The sequence below is a fragment of the Paenirhizobium selenitireducens ATCC BAA-1503 genome (genome assembly GCF_000518785.1).
In the GTDB taxonomy this organism is placed as follows: domain Bacteria; phylum Pseudomonadota; class Alphaproteobacteria; order Rhizobiales; family Rhizobiaceae; genus Allorhizobium; species Allorhizobium selenitireducens.
Genome location: NZ_JAEG01000018.1, coordinates 68129 through 76380, shown reverse-complemented (window position 1 = coordinate 76380; position 8252 = coordinate 68129). Strand labels below are relative to the sequence as shown.

The window sequence follows — 8252 nt, the reverse complement described above, 5'->3', positions numbered from 1 at the left end:
TCGAGGGAGAAGAAGCGAAATCGAGGGCTTAGCCGAAGGCTAAACCTCAGATTTCGCAGATGAGGGGGACGGGCGAGGCATGGCGAGAGAGACCCCCCTCACCAACAATTTCTAGCACTTAGCTGACGCTAAGATGCTGAAATTGTGTCCTCTCCCTCATTGGGGAGAGGAGAATGGCCCCGAGCGCCGCGGCCTTCTTCTCCCCATCGAGGGAGAAGAAGCGAGATCGAGGGCTTAGCCGAAGGCTAAACCTCAGATTTCGCAGATGAGGGGGATGGGCGGGGACGGCAAGAGCGACCCCCCTCACCAACAATTTCTAGCACTTAGCTAAAGCTAAGGTGCTGAAATTGTATCCTCTCCCACTGGGGGAGAGGAATTTCCGTGCCCTCCCGCTCACGCCGCCGCCATCGGCAACAGCGTGCCGAGGTCGTCGAGTTCGACTTCCAGCACCCAGAAATCGGGATCGAAGCGGCGTTCGCGCTCAAGCAGGGTGTCGATGGCCTGCGGTTCGCCGCGGGCAAGGCGGATCTCGAACAGGCGGCTGTCGCGGTCCTCGTCGATCACCAGCGCCTGGGGAGCCGGGCCGTAGAGGGTTTCGCTGCCGTCGCGAAAGCGCTGGCGCACATAGATGGCGCCGGCCTCCTCGATGCCCTTCTTCGTCACCGCGGCAAAGCCGCCGGCGGAAAAGACACGGCGGACGAGGGCGGAGACGAAAAGATCGGAACGGACACGCATGGGGCGTGTCTTAACCGAACCGGGCGGGCATGGGAATGGGCCATGCCGCGCCCTCCCCGATCACCCGATCCGGTTCCGCAATCAGGCGCTTTCGCGCTTGCCCTCGAGCCTTGCGGCGGGGGCCTCGGCGGCGGTCTCGAAAGCCTCGGGCGCCGGCGCCTCGGGGCTTGCCTCCTCGATGCTGACCTCGCGCATCCATTCGCGCCAGATGGCGACGAGCAGCGCCATCAGCACCGGCCCGACGAACAGGCCGAGGAAGCCCATGGTCTTCACCCCGCCGATGAGCCCGAAGAAGGTCGGCAGGAAGGGCAGCTTGATCGGCCCGCCGACCAGGCGGGGCCGCAGCGTCTTGTCGACGATGAACAGCTCGATCGTGCCCCAGGCGAAGAGCGCGATGCCGGCGACCAGCGAGCCGCTGGCCATCAGGTAGAAGGAGACCAGCGAAAAGGCGAGCGGCGCGCCGCCGGGGATGAGCGCCATGACGCCGGAAATGAGGCCGAGGGTCACGGCCGACGGCACGCCGGCCAGCCAGTAGGCGGTGCCGAGCACGATGCCCTCGCCGATGGCGATGATGGTCATGCCGGTGACGGTCGACGAGATGGTGAGCGGCACGATGCGCGACACCCGCTCCCAGCGTTTCGGCAGGATGCGCTCGCCCAGCCGATCGAGCTGGGCGACCAGCTGCTCGCCGTCGCGATAGACGAAGAACAGCGAGATCAGCATGAACAGCAGCGTCAGGAACCACTGGAAGGCCGAGGCGCCGACGACCAAGAGGCCGCGATAGATGCTGCCGATATTCGAGCCGCTGGTGAGCTGGACCACCTCGCCGAGCCCGCCGGGATGGCTCAAGTACCGCGTCCACTGTTCGGCGAGCGACTGGCCGATGATCGGGATGCCGGCCAGCCACGAGGGCACGGGCGCGCCGGCGGCATTGGCCTCGATCGCCCAGACCGCCCAGATTTTCACCTCCTGCACCGCGTAAGCCGCGGCCAGCGAAATCGGCACGACGATAAACGAGATGACAAGCAGGATGGCGAGCGTGGCGCCGAGCGTGCGGTTGCCGTTGACGGCGGCGAGGAGCCGCCGGTAGAGCGGCCAGGAGGCAAAGCCGATGACCAGCGCCGCAAGCCCCGGCACGAGAAAGCCGTGGAAGAAATAGACGCCGGCGAGGAGCACGAAGACCAGCAGCCAGCGCGCCGCCGCCATCGGCCCGACCAGCGAGGCGCGCTCGTCCTCCGGCGGACCGGACGGGCCCGCCATGGTCACGCCGTCACTTCCCTTGCCCTTCAAAGACTGCACCCCGACACTCCCCTTGCTGCACCGGCCCGGCAGCGCTTTTGAGCGCAACCGGATCCGCCACCACCAATGTTTCCACCCGGCCCCGCCGTCAAGGGCGCGGCCGGCGAAAACGGACGATGGGGGGTATATGGGGGTTGGGCATGACGGGGGGAAGACGGGGTGGTGACGTGCCGACTATGTAGTCCGCCTTTGCGTCCGAAGCGGGTCACCGGCAACAGCATTCTCCGAATTGATCAGTTGAATATGACCTAAAGCAGCATCTTCGCACCATGGTAGTACATTTGGCAAGACGGAGGGACTCGTGTGTTCATTCAACGTGTTGTCGTAAAGAACTATCGCTGTTTGAAGACAGCCAACGTTACTTTGAACGCGAAACTCAACGTCATTGTTGGGAACAATGAGTGCGGAAAATCGACCTTACTAGAGGCAACTAATCTGGCCCTCACGGGTCAACTCAACGGCAGACCGCTGCTCATTGAACTACATCCATACCTTTTCAACCTCGATCTCGTGCACAGTTATATCGAGTCGCTGATGAATGGAGCTTCTCCCGCGCCACCCAGCATCCTGATTGAGGTGTATCTTGCTGACGATCCGGCGCTCGCCAAACTCAGAGGGGACAACAACAGCCTTGGGCTTGATCTCCCCGGCGTTAGTCTTCTCATTGAACCGAACCCTGCGCATGCTGGCGACTTTGCGCAATACATTTCAGATCCGTCTGAAATTCGTACGTTGCCGGTCGAGTACTACTGGATTAAATGGCGCGACTTTGCCGACAATGAAATTATCAACGCCCGCAGTATCCCTCTTCAAATCAGCTTAATTGACGCTAGCGCGATGAAGAACAACACCGCCGCTAGCAGGTATGTTGTCGATATCGTTAAGGAGAGCTTGGGCACAAAAGAGAAGGTAGACTTAGCCCTAAGCTACCGCCTCATGAAGGATCGGTTTCTTGAGCAACCAAAGGTCAAGGCAATTAACGACACACTGGCGGCCAAGAAGGGTGGCGTTAGCGAGAAGGTGATCTCCGTCTCGCTGGATACCTCCGCCCGGGCAAGCTGGGAGACCGGTATCATGCCGCACCTTGATGACATACCCTTGCCGCTCGTCGGCAAAGGGGAGCAGAATTCCGTCAAAATCAAGCTCGCAATGGAGACATCGGCAAAGTCGCACATCATCCTGATCGAAGAGGCGGAGAGCCATCTCTCCTATGCCAGTCTCAATGAGTTGATCGGGCACATATCGGCGAATGCTGGCGCACGACAGATTTTCATCACGACCCACAGCAGCTTTGTCCTAAATAAACTAGGCGTAGAATCTGTGCTCCTCTTTTCGCGAGGCGACAGCATGCGTCTTACTGATCTGAAGGACACGTCGACACAAGACTACTTCATGAAATTGCCCGGTCATGACACCTTGCGACTGATCCTCGCAAGACGCTCCATCCTAGTGGAAGGACCGTCGGACGAGTTGGTCGTACAGCGTGCTTACGTCAAGAAGCACGGGAGGATGCCGCTTGAGGAGGGTGTTGATGTAATTTCTGTGAACTCGCTTGCGTTTAAGCGCTTTTTGGAGATCGCAGTCATTCTCAAGAAGAAAGTCGATGTTGTTACAGACAACGATGGAAGCGTGGCAAGCGTCAAAGCCAAGTATGCGAAGTATCTCGGTTCGGATATCGTCTCCATTCACTACGATGAGGATGAGAAAGCGACAACTCTTGAGCCACAGCTCTTTAATAAGAATGGCCTCGGCACCATTAATGCGATTCTCGGGAAAGAATTCGCCAATAAAGAAGACGCTTTGAATTACATGAGGAACAATAAGGCGGAAACAGCACTAAGGTTCTTCGAGACGACCGTCGATTGGTCACCACCGGATTACATCGCCCGTGCCATCAGCTAGTCGCATACTGATTTCGGCCGCTGGCGGCGGCAAGACGACCCGCGTCGTTGAGCACGCGCTCGCGTCCAACCAAGGCACCACCGCTCTCGTCACTTACACGCGGAACAACGTCCGAGAGATTCAGCTCAAAGTCTATGAGCGTTCGCCCGTCATCCCTACCAATGTTGAGATTCTCTCATGGTACTCTTTCCTTTTGAGGGAACTCGCGCGACCGTATCGCTCAGCAATGCACCAACGCCGAATTGACGGCATCTGCTGGATCGAAGGGAAGTCGGTCCCCTATGTCTCCGAAAGCAAAACTGGTGCCCACTATTTCCTCGACGGCAACCAAATCTACTCCGACAAGATCGCCAAATTTATATGCCAATGCGATAAGCGCACTGGCGGAGCGATTATGCGACGCCTGAAGGCTCGGTACAGCCACTTGATCATCGACGAAATTCAGGACATGGCAGGTTACGATCTCGATTTACTCGAATTGATCCTTGAATCTGGCATTCCAGCGACATTCGTCGGGGATCACCGTCAGGCAACCTTTTCTACTAATAATGCAGCGAAGAACAAAGGCTTCGCCGGCCCAGCGATTATTAAGAAGTTCGAGACGTGGAAAAAAACCGGGTTGGTCGAGATCAACTACGAGTGCCACACCTATCGCTGCAATCAGACGATCGCAGCCCTCGGTGACAGCTTCTTTCCCAATGAGCCAAAGACGATTTCCAAGAATGCCGCGGTAACAGGCCACGACGGAGTGTTCCTTGTCGCGCGCGAGGATGTCGACGCGTACATGGCTACTTTCTCGCCGCAGGTGCTGCGATACTGGGCCAAGACGAACTGTGAACCCTATCAAGCAATGAATTTTGGTGAAGCTAAGGGCCTGACATTTGATCGCGTACTAATTTACCCCCACACGGGGGCAGTAGCGTGGCTTGCGTCAGGCAACATTAGCCATGTGCAGAAATCGGCGGCAAAGATGTACGTTGCCGTCACCCGTGCGCGCTACAGCGTCGCCTTCGTATTCGATGGCAAACAATGCGGCGTAGACGCTGAGCGGTGGATCCGATGAACGCCTGACGAGATGATGCCCCCCTCAGCTGGCCCGCGCCTGCACCCAGTTGTGCCACTCGCCTTCCGAGCCGTGGAAGACGTTCAAATCGATCTTCTCGTTGACGCCGTGCGACAGGCCGGAGCCGGAATATTGCCAGAAGAGCCATTTGCGGCCGGGATAGACCTTGGAGGGGTGGGCGGCGACGGAGCGGAGCCAGAAGGGGTAGTCGGCGAATTCGCCCTTGAGGTTGTCGCGGTAGAAGTCGGGCGCGGTGTAGATGATCGGGCGCTGGCCGTAGTGGCGCTCCAGCTTGTCCATGAAGACCTGCATCTTTTCCAGCACCTTGGCGCGCGACAGGCGGCGCTTGCAGCTGGATTCGCCGTTGTATTCGACGTCGATGACCGGCGGCAGGGCGCCCGCCTCGCGCGGCACGTTGCGGATGAACCAGTCGGCCTGTTCGCCGGCCGTGCGGCACCAGTAGAAGAAGTGGTAGGCGCCGCGCTTGATGCCGGCTTCCTTGGCGCGCCGCCAGTTCGTCTTGAACATCGGGTCGAGATGATCGCCGCCGTCGGTCGCCTTGATATAGGCGAAGTTGGCCCCTTGGGTGCGCAGCTTCGCCCAGTCGATGTCGCCCTGCCAGCGCGACACGTCGACACCGTGCACGGCGAGCTTCTTCGGCGACTGCTTGCCGAAATTGATCGGCTTGGCGTCGCGGAACTGGCGGCTGTAGACGCGCGACGTCTTTTGCGACGGAGCGGCGGCGAGCGGCGGCTCGGGCGTCATCAGGGCCGCGACCGGGCGCTCGTTCGGCACGGCCATGCCAAGCGTTTCCTGCGCCGGCTCGAAAGCCTGCGGCTGCGGCACCTGGCCGGCCCAGGCGAGTTCATGCGGGGCTGCGGCGCCAAGCGGTGCGGACGGTGCGGCCATCGGTGCGGGGCCGGCTGCCGCCTGCAGCTGGGCGTCGGGGGCGGATTGCGGGGATGCCATGGGGGCGAGCCGGCCGCTCTTGCCGATCGGCGCCGACGGCATGGGGCCGGAGGGCGTCGGCGAAACCGAACTCGTCTGCTGCGGCGAGATGCCGTCCAGGACGCTTTCCGGCTCCGAACCGGAGACGCAGCCGGCCACGGTCAGGCAGGCAAGGAGGAGTGCTGGTGCAGCCGAAAAACGCATTGTGAACCCGAAACGCAAGACAACAGGGACGGCAATCTCCGCACCGCCAAAGGCCGCCGGCGCGAATTGCTAACGGAAACTTACCGGAAAAAGCTGAATGCAATCTTTACAGATCGTGGCCGGATGAAGGCGGTTGCGTGGCGCTGGTCCCCTGCCCGCGCTCGGCTGGTGCCTGCCGGACGAGCCGACGGGGTGCGGCACAGGCGAACACGGCCGGTGGGCCGGGCCGAAGGGGCGGCGGGGCGGGTAGAGCGGCAGAAAGGAAGCCTCGATGCTGCCCGCGGGTCGGGACGCGGCCGGATCTGGGGCCTGCGCGCGTCTGGGACGGCCGGATCGGCGGCCTGCGCACGCCAGCAGGAATTGCTCAGGCGATGGGTGGATCGCTCCGACGGCGGGACGGATCGGGAGGATGGCGGTCGGGAGGTCTCAGGGCCACTCCCTGTCCTGCCGCCGAACCCATACGGTAAGCGGCCGGCGCTTCAGGCCAGCCCGACCAAGGCGGACGGCCGGCGGCGCCGGGCCTGTTCGCGCGGCGTCCGGCCAAGGGCACGGCGAGGATCGGCGGACGGCGAAGCCGTCAGACGTCGATGGGGGCGGTCTCAGGCGCCGGTGGCGATCAGCGTCAGACGCGGATCGCCAGGCGCAGGCCGCCCCAGTGGCGGCCGCCGACGGTGATCGGGGCGGAGATGTCCTTCATCACGACGAAATTGCCACCGCCCATGTCGCGCCGATAGGTCTGGACGAGGAAGGGCGCGGTGGAGCGGCCGGCGGCCAGCCCGACGCGATCGGCGAAGATGCGGCGGTTGCGGCAGTTGGCGGTGTTCCACACCGCATCGCCGGGACGCTGGGGGGCGGAGAATTTCTTATTGTGGGTCGGCAGATAGCCGTTGGTGTCGACCGCGGCGCAAAAACCGATGCGGTCGGAGAGCGTCAGCACCGGCTCGAGAATGCCCGGCAGGACCTGGTCGGTGAATTCGGTAAACGCCGCCATCATCTGCACCGGGTCGGTGCCGGGGATAGGACGGTAATTGCGGTCGAACAGCGCACTCATGCCGATGCGGCCGCCGTCGACGGCGCGCTGGAAGGTGGCGGAGATCTGGGCTGCCACATCGCGGGCGGCATTGATCCACGGGCTGTCGGCGGTCTCGATGCCGGCCGAGGCAGTGAGCTGGATCAGCGTTTCGGAGAGTGCGACTACCCGGTCGACGCGGGTTGCGGCATTTTGCAGGGCGCTGTCGGATTCCAGCACCTCGCCGGCCATGACGTTGAGCGTGCCGACGAATTCGGCGCATTGCTGATCGACGGTGTCGGTGGTGCGGGCCATGACGGAGGAGCCGTCGAGGATGCGGGTGATGACCTGTTCCATCGAGCCGAACGAGCTGTTCATCGCCTGCGAGGTCTCGCGCACGTCGAGCGCGCTTTCGCTGGCGCCGCGTCCGGCCTCGGACAGACGACCGATCTTGCCGCGGATCTCGTTCAGCGTCTGCTGGATCGAGCCGGTGGCCTGCGAGGTCTGCAGCGACAGCGCGCGGATTTCGGCGGCGACCACGGCAAAGCCCTTGCCCGCCTCGCCGGCGCGGGCGGCCTCGATCGCGGCGTTAAGCGCCAGAAGATTGGTCTGGCGGGCGATCGAGCCGATCTCCTCGGCGACCTTGTCGACATTGCCGAGCGAGATCGAGAAGGAGCCGATCTCGGTCGAGATTTCCTGGGAGGCGGCGACCATCAGGTCGATCTTGCCGACCGCGCCCGACAGCCGCATGGAGGATTCGCCCAGCATGCGGCGGGCCTCGACGGCGGTCTCGTCGGTGGCGCGCAGCGAGGAGGCGACCGTCTTGTTGGTTTCGGCGATCGAGAGCGCGGTACGGGTCACCTGGTCGAAGGTCGAGGCATGGCGCTTCGACATGGCGGCGACGTCCTGGATGGCGCCGGCGATGTCGACCAGGTCGATGCCGAGCGTCGAAGCCTCGTCGGCGAGCTTGGTGACGATCCGCCGCAGCGTTTCGGCGTCGGCGCCACGCGACGGCGCCTCGACCGTCTCTTCGGCCGGCGGCGCTTCGATGAATTCCTCTGGCGATGCCAGGCTGGTCTGTGCACTCATTGC

6 protein-coding genes are annotated in these 8252 nt (G+C 62.3%); 2 read left to right on the top strand and 4 right to left on the bottom strand.

All coding sequences use genetic code 11. From position 1 onward, the window contains the following. Nucleotides 1-393: 393 nt before the first annotated feature. Together L867_RS0119275 and L867_RS25795 are read right to left on the bottom strand one after the other, a co-directional pair. Complete coding sequence (locus L867_RS0119275; RefSeq protein ID WP_028738385.1) at nucleotides 394-735, bottom strand: DUF1491 family protein; 342 nt, start codon at nucleotides 733-735, stop codon at nucleotides 394-396. Between the two features lie 81 nt (nucleotides 736-816). Next, complete coding sequence (locus L867_RS25795) at nucleotides 817-1995, bottom strand: AI-2E family transporter (protein ID WP_104368047.1); 1179 nt, start codon at nucleotides 1993-1995, stop codon at nucleotides 817-819. Nucleotides 1996-2337: 342 nt separating this feature from the next. Here L867_RS25795 and L867_RS0119265 point away from each other — a divergent pair, with 342 nt between their 5' ends. Together L867_RS0119265 and L867_RS25790 are read left to right on the top strand one after the other, a co-directional pair. Beyond that, nucleotides 2338-3936 carry an ATP-dependent nuclease gene (locus L867_RS0119265; protein WP_028738384.1) on the top strand — a complete coding sequence of 533 codons (1599 nt, stop codon included), beginning with the start codon at nucleotides 2338-2340 and terminating at the stop codon, nucleotides 3934-3936. After that, a complete protein-coding gene (locus L867_RS25790) occupies nucleotides 3923-4999 on the top strand; it encodes a UvrD-helicase domain-containing protein (RefSeq protein ID WP_084638644.1) in 1077 nt (358 codons plus the stop codon). Before L867_RS0119265 ends, L867_RS25790 begins: the two co-directional genes overlap by 14 nt. Before the next feature lie 24 nt (nucleotides 5000-5023). Here L867_RS25790 and L867_RS0119255 read toward each other — a convergent pair whose 3' ends face one another. Beyond that, nucleotides 5024-6151: a glycoside hydrolase family 25 protein gene (locus tag L867_RS0119255; RefSeq protein WP_028738382.1), complete on the bottom strand. Its 1128-nt coding sequence runs from the start codon at nucleotides 6149-6151 to the stop codon at nucleotides 5024-5026. A 622-nt stretch (nucleotides 6152-6773) separates the two neighbouring features. Next, nucleotides 6774-8249, bottom strand: a complete 1476-nt coding sequence (locus L867_RS0119245) for a methyl-accepting chemotaxis protein (protein WP_084638643.1) — start codon at nucleotides 8247-8249, stop codon at nucleotides 6774-6776. Nucleotides 8250-8252: the final 3 nt, after the last annotated feature.

Coding starts and splice junctions, on each gene's coding strand:
- L867_RS0119245 (WP_084638643.1), bottom strand. CDS start 8,249: ATGAGTGCACAGACCAGCCTGGCATCGCCAGAGGAATTCATCGAAGCG.
- L867_RS25795 (WP_104368047.1), bottom strand. CDS start 1,995: ATGGCGGGCCCGTCCGGTCCGCCGGAGGACGAGCGCGCCTCGCTGGTC.
- L867_RS0119275 (WP_028738385.1), bottom strand. CDS start 735: ATGCGTGTCCGTTCCGATCTTTTCGTCTCCGCCCTCGTCCGCCGTGTC.
- L867_RS0119255 (WP_028738382.1), bottom strand. CDS start 6,151: ATGCGTTTTTCGGCTGCACCAGCACTCCTCCTTGCCTGCCTGACCGTG.